Genomic DNA, 14,141 nt, shown 5'->3' on the forward strand with positions numbered 1-14,141 from the left:
TAGGTTCTATAATCCTGAAGGATTATATTTCATAAGTTTTGCTGTATTAATCGCTGGTACCTTGTTGTTACTATTTTCTCTGAAATATACAATTTTTAGATTGTCCATTATTAAACAAAAAGCGCTGTAAAATTAATATTTACAGTGCTTTTTGTAAGATTTTCATCTTTATATTGAGTCAAAATTGATTACTTTAGGTTTATTCCTTATAGTAAATATCAAAATCGGTATCCGTTGAATTTACATGATAGCTGTCTGTTTTTTGCCAAATCAGGCAACCTTTTTTTTCCCAGATTGTAGGTATTTTAGGTTGTAAAGAATGAGAATATTCAGCTAGCCACAAAGGATATTTTGAAAAATCGGAATGGTTTAAATATTTATTCAGAAAAGAAAAATCGGAATAGATAATTGGCGTTCGGTTTGTTTTGTTTTCAACAAAGTTTAAAAATGCCATCAAATCATTTTTTAACCTATGGAGATCAATTGATTTTCTAGGAAGGCTCATTTCTTCAACATCAATAATTAAGGGGAAATCAGTATCTTTAATCTTAGCTACTTTATCTACAGTTTTACAGAAATGTTCAGCCTGTTTTATAGGGTCTTGAGAATATACATAAAAATGGTAAGTCCCTTTCATGATATTGTTTTCATCTAAGTATTTCCAATTTTTTTCAAACTCGGGATCTATATCCTTTTCTCCTTGTGTAGATTTGCAGATTACAAATTTCAGATTGTCTTTTTTGGGCAAATCTTCCACAATATTGCCATTCCAATGTGAAACGTCAATTCCTTGTAAAGAGGTTTTAAGATTATTATTATTTTCTATTGGATTATCATTTATTGTTTTCGAAGAAACATTTTTGTCTGTTGTCAAAGTACTTTTTGAAGACTCAGGTATCATTTGTCTGACTTTGTATTTTAAGTCTTTGTCTGTTATTTTATAGGATATTACAGCTAATCCTAGTGCGTTAATTGTTACTGCGCCAATAACTATTTTTGATATTAAATTCATGATCTTGTTTTTTTTTTGTTTAAATATTAATTACTCTTTTATTAACCTGGAATTTGTGCTCTCAGTACTTTCTCATAACCTTCAATAATATCTTTCATTCCTTCTGTAGTTTCACTAGGTTTAAGAACAATTTCTAGTTTAGCAGTTGAGGTTTTGCTTTTATTACCAAAGAGGCTGCTCGATTTTTCATCATTTGAAAAGCTTACCATTAACTCATCATTATCTAAAGCTATTTCAAGGCTTGCCGTCAATTTAACCTCCTCCACTTTTGGAGAATAAACGGGTATAAGTGTTATGACCGGAGCATTTACAGGAACATCTTTTATTGTATTATCTCCCATTTTAACAGGAAAATTAAGTGTTACAGTTTTTGCAAACAAACCGCCATTTTCAGCTTTTTCAAAATAAGTGTCAATAAACTCATTATGGTTACTCAATAAAGATTCATTAGCTATGGTGATGGAATCGTTAAGCGCTTCTATTAAATTCTTAAAATTTACCATATCAGTTATTTTTGAGCGATTTTCTTCTTCAGTTCGGTAAACTTATCGTACACTTTTTTTGCCTGATTCATGCTTGATGGCGACATCCTTATTTGGCACTCACAAGTTGTGCATGTGAAAGTAGCACCCGCAATTAATGCCTGTGCATTAAAAGTTATTTCTGATTTACATTGTGGACATTGTAATGTTTGGTTCATGATATTAAGATTTTAATTGAATGTTATTAGAATAAAATTTCAGTATTGTTGTTAATCCTACAGGAAGCGGTATAGTTCCGCCTGTTATTTCTACATGCATTTTAGACTGATGTCTTTTCTGGGTAGGGCTGTCATCGCTTTTCGAAGCCGCCACACTTCCCCTCATCTCCATATTTTTTTTGCCGGTTTCATCATTGTCTGCCACATGTTTTGGGGCAAGAGATAGGATCTCCATATCAAACTTTACATTAATATCTTTTACACAGAGTGAGTTAAAAGGTATAATCGTTATCAATGGTAACTCAAAAGTCAGCAATTCGTTGGGTTCAGTCTCAGACTGATTATTTTTCCTGATAGTCAGGCTGACCATTTTTGGAGAAAATGAATCCTCTTTTGCGTCAAAACAAGTTTCCATTAAAAATTTAACCTGTTCCTGTGCCATTTTAGAATTAGCATTTGCAGCTGCAATGAAAGGTGCTGCCAAGAGATCTTCTATTAAAGCTGCTTTATGATTGTATTGTTCCTGATCACTCATTATTTTGATATTTATTGATTTCTTTAAAAACATGTCTGGAGATAAAATCTCCAAACATGCATAATGTTAAGTTTATGGCTTACTTATCTTTGGCAGGAACCTGAATTGGTGTAATATTTTTGCTGTACGCATCAATAATTGTTAACACTCCTTTTGGCAGAGGCAACTGACCTGCATGAACCTTCACGCTATATTTTGCACTATTACTTTTCTCGTAATGAGTACTATCAGAAGAAGATTCTTTAGAATCGTAACTTACACTTCCATGAATGGTGACTGAGAAAGGTCCCCATCCTGCTTTTGCTTCAAAACCGCCCTCTCCTTTTGTTTCTTTACTTGTGTCTTGTTGCGTATCTTGAGAGAAGCTTGATTTTACTTCCATTTCAAAATCAATATCTACATTATCTACCGCAAGAGAATTCAAAGGAATTATGGTTAAAATAGGTAGATTAAAGATTGTTGTAAATGGTGTAACCGTAGTTTCTGTAGGAGGAGTAGCCGTTGGATCACCTGGTGTAATTACATTATTCTGTAATTCCATATTGATGATAATTGGTGTATAATTCTTGGAGGTTGCATCCTGATTAAAACATGTATCCAAAAGAAACTGTGTCTGCGTATATGCCATATTTGCATTAGCTTTGGCTGCTGCCAATAATGGTCCTCCAATTAGAGAGTCGATTGGTAGCCCAGAAAATTGTTGAGCCACAGATAATAATTGATCGTTCATTTTATTTAATTTTATTTTTTTTGCCTACTCTTATTCAGTTTTCGGCTTCCCTGAGTATGAATGGGTTGTCTACTAATTATTTGTTATATGTAGCGAGCCCTTTCCACCTGTCGCTGTAACACCAAGCTAAGATTAGAATGCTTTTTGTTTTGCCAAAATAATTTGTCCAGGTGTTTGCTGGTGTTTTTTGATCTACTCTTACAGCTTTAACAGTTTGTAATTCTCCCAATTTATCCTCATCATAGAATTCTCCTTCTGCGTCTAGATTCCCATTTTTATCACCATGTGTACCAGAAAGCACATAGATCATTACTTTATTCATCTCAGTTCCAAGATCTTTTCGAATTTTTTTCACAAGATCAGCAACTTCATAAAGATCAGTTTCGTCATCAAAACCATAAATAGGTTGATCCCTTCCTGACTTTGAAATAATTTTTGATGCCATAGTTTTAATTTTATAATTCATACCTACTCTAACCAGTTTTCGGCTTCCCTGTTTTTGATTTTTCTATAAGGGATTTGATGGGAATCATATTTATTATTCACGTAAAACACATGTGGGTTTATTCCTGTCTATAAGCCTTTTAAGAAAAATTCAAGTAACTAAAGTGCTAGCTTCTTTTGTTATTCTGATGTAAAACTACGGCGTTGGGTAAAGTGAATAAAAAATGATGTCACCAGATGAAAAACCAGTGACATAAGATTGAGAAAATCGGGTATAAGATTATGAAAGCTAATCTTTTAAAAAAGATATTAAACAGCTATTTTTTAGAATATCTTATAATTGGATAAGAAATCTTTGTATTTGTTACTAAGAGTGATTATATGATTTCCCTGAAGTAAAATGGTATTTTCTGACAATGTAACTTCAATGATTTTGGTGGGATTAACCATATAATTTCTGTGGGTTCGGATGAATTGATTAGATTCTAAAAATGGCAAAAATTTAGCCAATGATATCTGTATCAAATATTTTTCAGACTCCGTAATCACATTGCAATAACGTTCCTCTACTTCAATATATATGATGTCTTTTATAGATACTTTCTTTAGGCTCTTACCCTTTTTGATAAATATATAATCATTAGCAACAACCGGATTAGAACTGATGGTAATAGTATCCGTCTGTTCATAAAATTTTTCTATAGCAACTTCTATCGCATATAATATTTCCAGTTCATTAAAAGGTTTTAAAAGGTAGCTAAATGGTTTGGTAAGTTTTGCTTTTTCAAATACCCGCCTATCGGAAGAATTAGTAAGAAAAACAAATGGTTTGGTGGTTTTCGGATTGGCATTGATCATTTGTGCAAGATTAATACCTTCAGGATGATTATCTATAAAAATGTCGATAATCAATATATCTACAGGCTCATTGTGCATGTAATTCAGTGCCTGTTCGAATGTTGCAGCGATACCGATGACATTATAATGATTAGTCAATAGTACTTCCGAAAGCTGTATGGCATCTTCCTGAAGATCTTCAAAAATAAGAATATTGACTTTGCTCATGATTATGCACTTAATAATGAAATGGTTATTTTGGTCCCAATATTTGTACTTGATTCCAGTTTAAAAAGACCCAGATTTTTTTTAATTAACGACTGACAAAGATGTAATCCTAAACCTCTTGAAGACTTTTTTTTATCTGAAATTATTTTAGAATCATGTAATATCTCATTTTGTAATTCCTCGGTCATCCCTTTTCCGCTATCCTCAACTGTTATAGAATGATATTGGTCGTAAATTGCGTTCGTATAAATCAAAATTTTACCTCCTTTATCTGTATATTTTATGGCATTATCCAAAATATTTCTCAATATAATCTTCAGAGATTCCTGATCTGCCTTAACTTTTAAATTATTTGTTAAGTTATTCTCAAATAAAATATTTTTTTCAATCATCAAAGATCTGTAGTTGTACACGACCTGTTCGGTTATCATGTAGATATTGATGTTTTCCTGATTAAAATAAAGCTGATTGGTCTGCATCAATGCCCAATGCAAAAGGTTATTCAGAAGATGATTTGTAGATTCGGCAATAGTAGAACCTGTTCTTATCTCCTCTTCCAATTTAACAAGATCCGAATCTTCTATATTGGCCTGCATTTTAAAATAGCTGTTCTTTAAAGAATTAATATAAGATCGCAGGTCATGGCTCACAATAGAAAACAAGATGTCTTTAGCTGTATTAGATTCGTCTAGTTTTGTTTTTTGATCGAGTATAACTTTATTGGTTTTAAGCTTTTGAAGATAAAAATAAATACCTCCCAAAAACATCATCAAAAGTAAGATTGTTATATAAAGAATCCTGTTTTTTTCAAGAGCTTCCAATCTATTTTGAGCTTTTAGTACATTTACTTCCACTTGTTTACTTTTTATAGCCAATTTTTTTTCAAGCTGAACAGTAGACCATACTCGACTTTGATTATTGAGAGAATCATTCCATATCTCAGACTCTTTCCTGTATTTTAACGATTGCGAATATTTCTTTTTGTTTTCTTCTACAACAGCCATATTCAGTGCTGCATTTTTTTTGAGAAGGTAGTTGCCTTTTATTTTTTTTGATAATATATAAGATTTTTTATAAAATGGAATGGCTAAATTATCCAGATACTGCTCATAATACATTCCGGCAATATCCATATAGGAACTGATTATTGTTATTGTATCTTTCTTATTTTCATGCAGTTTTAGGCTTTTAATTAAATAAATTTCTGCATTTTTATAATCTTTCATATGAAGGTGGCACAATCCTACGTTGTGAATGACTTTTGCTTCGTCAATATCAAATTTTTCAAATTCCTTATTTTTTCTTACCTGTTCGTAAAAATTTAGGGCTTGTTTATAATTCTGTTTTTCTACTGCAATATCACCTAAATACACCTGTATTTTTTGTTTAAAAATAAAATCGTCTGGGATTTTTCCAAACTCATTTTTTGCTTCTTCAAACATCCTTTTCTTTTTAAAAGCAATGCCCCGGAAATAGTAACAATAATGATTGATCTCTTGTGGATTGTTCAATGCATCCAATTGCCTCCCGGTGTAAATTAAAGTAGAATCTTCATTCTTATTTAGAAAAAATGTAGAAGCTTTATAAAAATTGTGGTGTGATGAAAATTGAATAGATTTATTCTTTATATTCTCATTTACAATACTTTGAGACTTCATCAAACAAAATGTAAATAACAGACATATTGATAACTTAGGTGTTAAGTTTCCAGTATTATATTCTGTGATAAACATTTTGATTTTCCATTAATTATTATGCTGCACTGTGGTTACTGTACCACGTGATAAAGTGGGATCTTCGTCCTTCATATAAACAACGATTTCCCCATGATTATCATCTGCATTAATTTGGTTTATTTCAAAATCTAGTCTGTAGTTTCTAAAGGTTTTTGCTGCGTTAGTTATTATGTCATTAGTATATTCTACAAAAAAAAGATATTGATTTAGTTCGTCTTGTATAATATTAATATCCTTATGAGCAATTTTCACTTCGGTATTAATAAATATGTTAACACTAACGCTGATACTATTTTTTTTTTGATCAGTATAACTTGCCTGTACTAATGGCATCAACGGATTAGGACCTGTGTTGTTTTTAAATTCAATTGTATTACCAATTGTAAATTCAAAAGGAAATGTGACACTCATGTAATTTTCAAAAATATTAGTTATTAATTGAATGCAATTTAATAAATTTATAGTATCTATAGGGATAATTTTGATATGAATATGATTACGCAACAATTAAATGATACAAAAATTTTATTTGTATTGATGCCCAAATTTCTTTTCCTTTAAATGATTAGATTTTAAAAATTCGGTGAAGTTTTCATCATAAATACTGTAAAAAATTTATAAAAATATTGGTGGAAAATTCAGATCACACAAAAAAATGTCGGATGAAGAATTAACAGAAACAATTTATACAATCCTTGAAGGTTCTATTGTTATCGCTTCTGTTTTCAAAAGAGCCGACGAAATACAATCTGCAAAAAGAATCATTGAAAAACTCATCTGAAATATTACAAGCATTAAGCTAAACATCAAAAAATTATCACAACAAGATGAAAAATAAAGAGCAATTGAGCTACAAAGATATCCCCTCTCCAGTCGGATTAATCAGGGCAATTGCTTCTGATAAAGGTCTTGTGGCAATTACCTGGGAAGGTGAAGATTATAAAAGAACCAAGCTTTCTGTACCTGTGCAAGAAAATAATCATCCGATACTTTTACAGACTGAAAAGCAATTAAACGAATACTTCGAGAATAAAAGAACAACTTTTGACATTCCCCTTGATTTTAAAGGAACTGAATTTCAGGTTAAAGTTTGGGAAGCTTTATTGAAAATTCCATACGGAGCTACCAAAACTTATGGTGACTTGGCGAAAATTCTTGGCGATATAAAAGCAGTTCGCGCTGTTGGAGGTGCTTTAAATAAAAATCCGATATCGATTATTGTTCCTTGTCACAGAGTTGTGGGAGCATCAGGAAAACTGGTTGGTTTTGCAGGTGGTCTGGAAAACAAATCTATTCTTCTCGATTTGGAGTGTGGTTTTACTATCCCAAGTTTATTTTAAACCCAAATTTAAGCTATGAAGAAAACCACAAATTGTGTCGTTTTAAAAGAAATAGAAACCTTCCATCTGGAAAATTTTCAGGAGTTGTGTAATCATCTGGCAAGTCAGGATCAGGATTTAAAATTAATTCTGGAAAATCATGGTTATCCTCTAATGTGTGCGCGTGAAAATACTTTTGAAACCCTCATTCATATCATTTTGGAACAGCAGGTTTCTTTGGCTTCTGCTTTGGCAGCTTTAAATAAATTAAAAGAAAAATTGACAGAAATCACTCCTGAAAAAATTCTTCGGGTAAGCGACGAGGAAATGAGGGAATGTTATGTCAGTCGTCAGAAAAACATTTATATCAAAAGCTTGGCAAATGCAATTGTAAATGGTGAAATTGACCTTGAAAAACTTTCGAAAATGTCGAATGATGAGGTGCGAAAAGAATTAGTCAGCTTAAAAGGAATCGGAAACTGGACTGTTGATGTCTATTTAATGTTTACTCTTCAAAGAACAGATATTTTCCCAATCGGTGATCTTGCTGCAGTAAATGCTTTAAAACGCCTGAAACAACTTCCTCCAAAATCTACCAAAGAAGAAATTTTTGAAATCAGTGAGAAGTGGACACCTTTCCGGTCGATAGCTTCAATGATGCTTTGGCACTACTATCTTTCTGCTCCAAAAAAACAAAAAAAACCTTAATTTAAATTCTGCACATCATATTATTTTTGTAATCTGCATTAATTTTAGAAAAAAAACGCTCTGCTTAATTGGGAATATGAAATGTGAAACAAGTCTGTTCATCGGTGGAATCTACGGACAGTTTTCCGTTGTGCGCCTTAGCAATTTCACTGGCGATATACAATCCCAAACCTAATCCTTCCTGTCCTTGATGTACTTTTCCACGGGAGAATGGCATAAAGAGATGTCTTTTTGCTTCGTTGGATATTTTATTTCCTTTATTGGTTACGCACAATTCAAAATGATCAGATCCCGTTTTTGCGCTTACAATGATAGGAGTTCCTTGTTCTCCGTGAGTGATTGCGTTGCCTAATAGATTTGAAAAAAGCTGAGCGATACGTTTATGATCTCCTTTAATTTCTTTATTTAAATCGAGATCAGTAAGAATCAATCTATCGGGATAAACGACCCTCAGTTCATTGATCACCTGATTAAGAACATCTTCCAAACTGTCATTATTTTCATAATTTAGTTTAATTCCTCCTCCAAGACGTCCGCTTGCAAAATCAAGCATATTGTCAATAAGACCTTTTGTACGGATTGTAGAATCCTGAATAATCTTTACCAGCTTCATATTTCGCTCATCCATAGAACTTCTCAATAAAACCTGAGCAGAAATAGAAATCGCATTGACAGGATTACGCAAATCGTGACCCAACATTGCAATAAACTGTTCTCTGGTTTCTGCATCTTTTTGTTCCTTCAGCAATTTGTCTTTAGTCTCACTCAGCGTTTGGATAGAATCTAGGTTAAACGCAATCAATTCAGCAAAAAGCTTAAACATATTGATTGTTTTTTCATTGTTCACCAAGGCGGGTCTTGGATCTATTGCGCAAAGAGTACCGAAGAAATCTCCATTTTTCAGAATCAAAGGAATTGAAATATAACTTTGAAGACCATACGTTTTGGGCGTATGATGATCAGAATATAAAGGATCGTTGTCTACATAATCTATGGCAACTGTTTCCTGAAATTCTCTTACCTGATGACATAGCGTAGTTTCGACTTTAAGTTCACCACCTATTCCTAATCCGAAGTTGATTTTGTCATTCACGGCACAGGCGATCCAACGGTTTTCTGTCACTCTTGCAACCACTGCATAGCCCATTCCCGTTGTACTGCAGATTACTTCCAATATATTTGCAACAGCCGGAATCTGGTTAACCTGTTCAATATCTTTTTCAAAATCGCTTTCAATTGTACGAGATTCCATATAATAGTTCTTCGGTCTTAATTAGTTTAGAAGCCATTTTCTTAAAGCTTTCCCAATTGATAAAGGTAAGAATAAATCCACGATATTTACAAAGATTTTAGATTCTGGAAAAATGCATGGAGGATTATTTCGGTTTAATTGTCTTCTTAATTTGGCTAAAATATTTTGAGAATAATCTTGTTGAAATCAGACAAATAAAAGCACCAATTAAGAAAATCGTTATAAATAAAGTTCTTTTTTTAAATTTCTTAGAATCTATATAGAAAGTTGAAATCAAAATTAATAACTCACGATAGAGTTTTAATTCTAAGCGACTCCGTAAACTAGAACAGTTCTAAATTAAATAAAAAAGAATAATAAAAATCATTCTTCGAAAAAGCTTTTTTATAATAATTACAAATACCACACGCATGCGCCATTATAGTAAAAATACTGAGTTTCGGCGAGCAAAAACTCAATAAATTTGGACAACTAAAACTAATAACCATGTCTAACTTAAAAAAAACTTTGCAAAACTTCTATGCGGTCTGATCAAGACTAAAATGTCACCATTTTTATTTTTCGATTGTATTATTTTGTCTTCCTAAAATGATAAGAAGGCAAGTTATTGTAACACCAAATTTCAACGAAATGATTATCCAAAAAATCTTCAACGTCGACGATTATTATTACGACGTGTTCATGGCTATCTCAGAATCTCTCACCGGATTTTCTGTGAACGAACTGCAATCTACAGGCTTAGCCGAGACTTATTACACGCATATTCTTCATCAGATAGAAGCTGTAACTTTTACAGAATTTCTGAATATTTCTAAAGATATTCTTGAAAATTCTACTACACAAAACCAACTGAATAACGCTATTTCTTCTAACATTCTTGCCAATCCTGCGACTCAGGATATTGCCAACAGTATTATCACGCTTTGGTACCTTGGAACCTGGGAAGGCTCTTACATCAACGATTTATCTTATAAAGAAGGATTGGTCTGGAACGTAATGCAAGCTCATCCACCCGGAGCAAAACAACCTGGCTTTAAATCTTGGGGCGTAAAACCTGTAAACAGCAACTCATGAATCAGAAAGAAAAATTACAGCAGAAAAAAGATGTAATCATCGTGGGAACCGGAATTGCCGGATCTCTGATTGCAAAACTTTTAACCGATCATGTTTTTGATACAGAAAAAGGAAAAATGATCCACCGTTCTGAAATAAACGATTCAAAAACATATAAAGAATTATCTATTCTCATGTACGAAGCCGGTTTAGAAGCCGGAATAGAACTGGATTCCGCAACTTCTATGACGACTTACAACGATTACATCCGTAAGTTTTACATGGAAGAAGCTAAAGTTCCGAACTCGCCTTATCCGAATCTGAAACAGGCACCTTCACCCAATGTTTTAGATATGGAACCTATCATTCCACCGTTTCCTGATAAAAAAGGATATTTAGTTCAGTTTGGTCCGATGCCTTTTGCGAGTGATGCGATAAGAGTTGGAGGCGGCACTACCCTTCACTGGTTGGGAACTACACCGAGAATGCTTCCGAATGACTTTAGATTAAAAGAAAAATACGGCAGAGCAATGGACTGGCCGATTGATTATGAAACTCTGAAGCCTTATTATGAAATGGCTGAGTTTGAAATAGGAGTTTCCGGAAATGTTTCTGCTCAGGAATATCCGATCAAGGAAAGTATGGAAGAATATTATGGTAAAGATTATGTTTTTCCGATGGATGAAATTCCGCAAAGTTATATGGATCAGCAAATTATTAACGGATTAGCAGGAACTTCGGTTCAGTTGAATTTTAAGAATATTCCGTTGATGATGGTTCCTTCGCCTCAGGGAAGAAATTCTACTCCAAATATTGCTTATGGAAAAGCAAAATTAATCAAAGCAAATTCTTCAGATTCAGGATATAAATTATCATTAAATAATATCGAACACGAAGATTACAAAGCATTGGGCGCAGTCTGGAATCCTTACATGGGAGAACGTTGTGAAGGAAATGCTTCTTGCGTTCCGATCTGTCCGGTTCAGGCAAAATACAACGCTTTGAAAACCCTGAAAAAAGCACTTTATAAAGTCAATAAAAACGAAAACCTGCAGAGAAATCCTCATATTCAGATTCAAGCGCAGAGTGTTGTTTACAGATTAAGTGTGGATCAGGCTAATCAGGAAAAAATTTCAAAAGTTCATATAAGAAGATATACTTCCAGAGAAAAAACAGATTTTATTGAAGAAGAAATCGACACTACAAATTCAGTTGTCATTCTTGCAGCCAATGCTTTTGAAAACCCTAAAATTCTTTTAAATTCAAAATACACCGTTATCGAAAACGGGCAAAAAGTTGAAAAAACAGTTGCCAACAGAAGCGATCAGGTAGGAAGAAACCTGATGGATCATATGGTCATGCTTACTTGGGGATTATTTCCGGAGCCGGTTTATTCTTATAGAGGTCCCGGTTCTACCACGAACATTTCGTCTTTCCGTGACGGAGATTTCAGAAGCGAATTTTCTGCATGGATTTCTCCATTAGATAATTGGGGATGGAGCTGGCCAGCGTTTTCACCAGGATCTGATCTTTCAGAATTTTTGGGACAGGGACTTTTCGGCGAAGAATTAAAAGAAGCGTTAACCTACAGACTTTCGAGACAGGTTTTATTTCATTTTGAAATTGAACAGCTTCCAAATCCGAACAACAGAGTTACCATTAATGATCAATATCTTGATGCATTAGGAATTCCGCGTCCTGTTATCAATTATGAACTGAATGAATATGAAATGAGAGCGATGGAACAGGCAAAACTAGCTTCTGATCAGATGTTTGCAAGATTAAATATTGAAGATTTCACAAAGTATAACGCGACGGATAACAACACTTTTGTGTACAATAATGTGAGATATTCTTACAACGGAGCCGGTCATATCGTGGGAACTCACAGAATGGGTGACACGCCGGATGATTCTGTAACCAACAGTTATTGTAAATCTTGGGATCACCCGAATTTATACATCGTCGGCGCAGGAAACATGACCACTTTAGGAACTTCAAACCCTACATTAACCTTATCAGCATTCACAATACGTTCGGTAGAATCTATATTGAAGGATCTGGAAACAATTTTAAAATAGAAAGAAATGAGACAAAGACTTATCAATAAAACAGAACCTCAGGAAACTAATATTTCGTCAAGAAGTTCTTTAGCCCAAAATACAATCGAAGCAGAAGCAATTTCTCTTCAGTCCTTATTATTTGATTCAACAATAAGTAAACAAGACTGGATTGAAGGATTAAAATACCACAGCAAAACGCTCACAAACCTGTTGCTAAATAATCAAATCAAAGAATTCAATGATTATTTAAGCTCACAATTCTCTATTAAAATTTCAAATTTAAAGCCTTCTGCAGAGCTTTCAAAAGGGCAACTTACTGAAGCTAAAAAAGGATTAACGGAATTAGACTATCGTCCTATTTTACAGGATCTTTTGCAAACAGCAATTTTAATTGAACATTCTACGATTCCACCTTATCTTACGGCTTTATATTCGATTAAAGACGGAACCAATATTTTGGCATCACAAATTATCAGAAGTGTTGCCGTGGAAGAAATGCTTCACATGATTATGGTTTGTAATGTAATGAATGCGGTAAGTATTCAGCCGTCGGTAAACAGACCTCAGAACTACCCTACTTATCCGATGAAATTGCCGATGAATGTTGATTTTTTTGTTGGTCTTGAAACTTTTTCTACAAACAGTATTGCTACTTTTATTGCGATTGAAAGCCCAAGTAATCCTTTGGTAAAAGCTCCGAAATATACACCTGAAGCAGAAAATTCAGCTTTATATTCCAAAAGTGCTGTTCAGGAAAATAATTTGTGGACGCTGGAAAACATGAAAGATTTTATGATGCAGAATGTTCATACCATTGGTGAATATTATGACGTTTTATTCTTTTACATCGTTGTTTTTCAAATCATTGCTTATTACAAAGCGAACGGAAGGCTTCCCCAAAATTTTGAAGAGTTAAACACAGGTGGAATTTTCACTGGAGATCCCGCAAAACAAATTCGTCCGGAACAATATTACGGAAGCGGCGGAAAACTACATCCTGTAGAAGCTTTGGATGGAGTAATTGCTGTTTTTCAGGAAATTAAAGGACAAGGTGAAGGTGCAGATGATTCTATTTTTGATGTAGATCCTTCGCAGTTTGAAGAAGGTGCAGAATTGGCGCATTATTTCAGATTTAAAGAAGTTTTTCATGAGCATTTTTATCTTGGCGGAGACTACAGACCTTTCACCGATGAAAACGGAATGATGCCTGTAACCACTCCACCTGTAGGAAAAGAATTACCGGTTGACTGGAACGCAGCCTACCCGATGAAGCCAAACCCGAAAATGAGCGATTACCAATCGAATCCGCAATTGTACGCACAGGGAAAAGCATTTAACCAAACCTATAAAAATCTTTTAGACGCCATTCAGGCTGCAGTAGAAGGTAATGCGAAAGAATTGGAAAAATCAATCATGTACATGTACGCTTTGAAAGAACAGGCCATTGGATTGATGAGCCAGCCTTTAAATTCTACTCAAAATGCAGGACCAACTTTTGAATATCCTGCAAATTAAATTTAAAAC

General features: G+C 33.6%; 16 protein-coding genes. 6 read left to right on the forward strand and 10 right to left on the reverse strand.

The window, feature by feature from the left end; translation table 11 throughout:
- Positions 1–199 precede the first annotated feature (199 nt).
- From BUR17_RS05975 to BUR17_RS06010, 9 genes are all read right to left on the reverse strand, one after another.
- Positions 200–1,012 carry a glycoside hydrolase family 25 protein gene (locus BUR17_RS05975; protein WP_074229416.1) on the reverse strand — a complete coding sequence of 271 codons (813 nt, stop codon included), beginning with the start codon at positions 1,010–1,012 and terminating at the stop codon, positions 200–202.
- A 41-nt stretch (positions 1,013–1,053) separates the two neighbouring features.
- The gene (locus BUR17_RS05980) at positions 1,054–1,515 is read right to left on the reverse strand and encodes a DUF2589 domain-containing protein (RefSeq protein ID WP_074229417.1); all 462 of its coding nucleotides are present in this window, start codon (positions 1,513–1,515) and stop codon (positions 1,054–1,056) included.
- Positions 1,516–1,520: 5 nt separating this feature from the next.
- Complete coding sequence (locus BUR17_RS20640) at positions 1,521–1,712, reverse strand: hypothetical protein (RefSeq protein WP_143747533.1); 192 nt, start codon at positions 1,710–1,712, stop codon at positions 1,521–1,523.
- A gap of 4 nt (positions 1,713–1,716) precedes the next feature.
- Positions 1,717–2,247 carry a DUF2589 domain-containing protein gene (locus BUR17_RS05985; protein ID WP_159437589.1) on the reverse strand — a complete coding sequence of 177 codons (531 nt, stop codon included), beginning with the start codon at positions 2,245–2,247 and terminating at the stop codon, positions 1,717–1,719.
- A gap of 79 nt (positions 2,248–2,326) precedes the next feature.
- The gene (locus BUR17_RS05990) at positions 2,327–2,977 is read right to left on the reverse strand and encodes a DUF2589 domain-containing protein (protein ID WP_074229419.1); all 651 of its coding nucleotides are present in this window, start codon (positions 2,975–2,977) and stop codon (positions 2,327–2,329) included.
- Positions 2,978–3,053: 76 nt separating this feature from the next.
- Positions 3,054–3,422 (reverse strand): hypothetical protein, encoded by a 369-nt coding sequence (locus tag BUR17_RS05995; RefSeq protein WP_143747535.1) that lies wholly within the window; start codon positions 3,420–3,422, stop codon positions 3,054–3,056.
- Between the two features lie 323 nt (positions 3,423–3,745).
- Positions 3,746–4,486 (reverse strand): LytR/AlgR family response regulator transcription factor, encoded by a 741-nt coding sequence (locus tag BUR17_RS06000; protein ID WP_074229421.1) that lies wholly within the window; start codon positions 4,484–4,486, stop codon positions 3,746–3,748.
- A gap of 2 nt (positions 4,487–4,488) precedes the next feature.
- Positions 4,489–6,144: an ATP-binding protein gene (locus BUR17_RS06005; RefSeq protein WP_159437590.1), complete on the reverse strand. Its 1,656-nt coding sequence runs from the start codon at positions 6,142–6,144 to the stop codon at positions 4,489–4,491.
- An 87-nt stretch (positions 6,145–6,231) separates the two neighbouring features.
- A complete protein-coding gene (locus tag BUR17_RS06010; RefSeq protein WP_074229422.1) occupies positions 6,232–6,633 on the reverse strand; it encodes a hypothetical protein in 402 nt (133 codons plus the stop codon).
- Between the two features lie 244 nt (positions 6,634–6,877).
- Here BUR17_RS06010 and BUR17_RS21130 point away from each other — a divergent pair, with 244 nt between their 5' ends.
- Genes BUR17_RS21130 through BUR17_RS06020 form a run of 3 tightly spaced genes read left to right on the forward strand, consistent with a single transcriptional unit; the run spans position 6,878 to position 8,249 of the window.
- Positions 6,878–7,003 (forward strand): hypothetical protein, encoded by a 126-nt coding sequence (locus tag BUR17_RS21130; protein WP_262484505.1) that lies wholly within the window; start codon positions 6,878–6,880, stop codon positions 7,001–7,003.
- A 46-nt stretch (positions 7,004–7,049) separates the two neighbouring features.
- The gene (locus BUR17_RS06015; RefSeq protein ID WP_074229423.1) at positions 7,050–7,562 is read left to right on the forward strand and encodes a methylated-DNA--[protein]-cysteine S-methyltransferase; all 513 of its coding nucleotides are present in this window, start codon (positions 7,050–7,052) and stop codon (positions 7,560–7,562) included.
- A gap of 15 nt (positions 7,563–7,577) precedes the next feature.
- On the forward strand, positions 7,578–8,249 hold the full coding sequence (locus tag BUR17_RS06020) for a DNA-3-methyladenine glycosylase family protein (protein ID WP_074229424.1): 672 nt from the start codon (positions 7,578–7,580) through the stop codon (positions 8,247–8,249).
- Positions 8,250–8,313: 64 nt separating this feature from the next.
- Here BUR17_RS06020 and BUR17_RS06025 read toward each other — a convergent pair whose 3' ends face one another.
- The gene (locus BUR17_RS06025; RefSeq protein WP_074229425.1) at positions 8,314–9,501 is read right to left on the reverse strand and encodes a GAF domain-containing sensor histidine kinase; all 1,188 of its coding nucleotides are present in this window, start codon (positions 9,499–9,501) and stop codon (positions 8,314–8,316) included.
- A gap of 588 nt (positions 9,502–10,089) precedes the next feature.
- On the opposite strand from BUR17_RS06025, the gene BUR17_RS06030 reads away from it, so the two are divergent.
- From BUR17_RS06030 to BUR17_RS06040, 3 genes are read left to right on the forward strand one after another with little or no spacing between them, the layout of a single operon-like run.
- Positions 10,090–10,575 (forward strand): sugar dehydrogenase complex small subunit, encoded by a 486-nt coding sequence (locus BUR17_RS06030; RefSeq protein WP_074229426.1) that lies wholly within the window; start codon positions 10,090–10,092, stop codon positions 10,573–10,575.
- Positions 10,572–12,635 carry a GMC oxidoreductase gene (locus BUR17_RS06035; protein ID WP_074229427.1) on the forward strand — a complete coding sequence of 688 codons (2,064 nt, stop codon included), beginning with the start codon at positions 10,572–10,574 and terminating at the stop codon, positions 12,633–12,635. Before BUR17_RS06030 ends, BUR17_RS06035 begins: the two co-directional genes overlap by 4 nt.
- 6 nt (positions 12,636–12,641) lie before the next feature.
- Positions 12,642–14,132, forward strand: coding sequence for a ferritin-like domain-containing protein (locus tag BUR17_RS06040; RefSeq protein WP_074229428.1), 1,491 nt, complete (start codon positions 12,642–12,644; stop codon positions 14,130–14,132).
- The last annotated feature ends 9 nt before the right edge of the window (positions 14,133–14,141 follow it).

The sequence above is a fragment of the Chryseobacterium scophthalmum genome (genome assembly GCF_900143185.1).
Taxonomy (GTDB): Bacteria; Bacteroidota; Bacteroidia; order Flavobacteriales; family Weeksellaceae; genus Chryseobacterium; species Chryseobacterium scophthalmum.

What these genes read in the sequence shown, in the direction of transcription:
- BUR17_RS06010 (WP_074229422.1), bottom strand. Translation starts at nt 6,633, where the DNA reads ATGAGTGTCACATTTCCTTTTGAATTTACAATTGGTAATACAATTGAA.
- BUR17_RS05985 (WP_159437589.1), bottom strand. Translation starts at nt 2,247, where the DNA reads ATGAGTGATCAGGAACAATACAATCATAAAGCAGCTTTAATAGAAGAT.
- BUR17_RS05975 (WP_074229416.1), bottom strand. Translation starts at nt 1,012, where the DNA reads ATGAATTTAATATCAAAAATAGTTATTGGCGCAGTAACAATTAACGCA.
- BUR17_RS20640 (WP_143747533.1), bottom strand. Translation starts at nt 1,712, where the DNA reads ATGAACCAAACATTACAATGTCCACAATGTAAATCAGAAATAACTTTT.
- BUR17_RS06000 (WP_074229421.1), bottom strand. Translation starts at nt 4,486, where the DNA reads ATGAGCAAAGTCAATATTCTTATTTTTGAAGATCTTCAGGAAGATGCC.
- BUR17_RS06015 (WP_074229423.1), top strand. Translation starts at nt 7,050, where the DNA reads ATGAAAAATAAAGAGCAATTGAGCTACAAAGATATCCCCTCTCCAGTC.
- BUR17_RS05990 (WP_074229419.1), bottom strand. Translation starts at nt 2,977, where the DNA reads ATGAACGATCAATTATTATCTGTGGCTCAACAATTTTCTGGGCTACCA.
- BUR17_RS06035 (WP_074229427.1), top strand. Translation starts at nt 10,572, where the DNA reads ATGAATCAGAAAGAAAAATTACAGCAGAAAAAAGATGTAATCATCGTG.
- BUR17_RS06025 (WP_074229425.1), bottom strand. Translation starts at nt 9,501, where the DNA reads ATGGAATCTCGTACAATTGAAAGCGATTTTGAAAAAGATATTGAACAG.
- BUR17_RS06020 (WP_074229424.1), top strand. Translation starts at nt 7,578, where the DNA reads ATGAAGAAAACCACAAATTGTGTCGTTTTAAAAGAAATAGAAACCTTC.
- BUR17_RS05980 (WP_074229417.1), bottom strand. Translation starts at nt 1,515, where the DNA reads ATGGTAAATTTTAAGAATTTAATAGAAGCGCTTAACGATTCCATCACC.
- BUR17_RS21130 (WP_262484505.1), top strand. Translation starts at nt 6,878, where the DNA reads ATGTCGGATGAAGAATTAACAGAAACAATTTATACAATCCTTGAAGGT.
- BUR17_RS06005 (WP_159437590.1), bottom strand. Translation starts at nt 6,144, where the DNA reads ATGAAGTCTCAAAGTATTGTAAATGAGAATATAAAGAATAAATCTATT.
- BUR17_RS06030 (WP_074229426.1), top strand. Translation starts at nt 10,090, where the DNA reads ATGATAAGAAGGCAAGTTATTGTAACACCAAATTTCAACGAAATGATT.
- BUR17_RS05995 (WP_143747535.1), bottom strand. Translation starts at nt 3,422, where the DNA reads ATGGCATCAAAAATTATTTCAAAGTCAGGAAGGGATCAACCTATTTAT.
- BUR17_RS06040 (WP_074229428.1), top strand. Translation starts at nt 12,642, where the DNA reads ATGAGACAAAGACTTATCAATAAAACAGAACCTCAGGAAACTAATATT.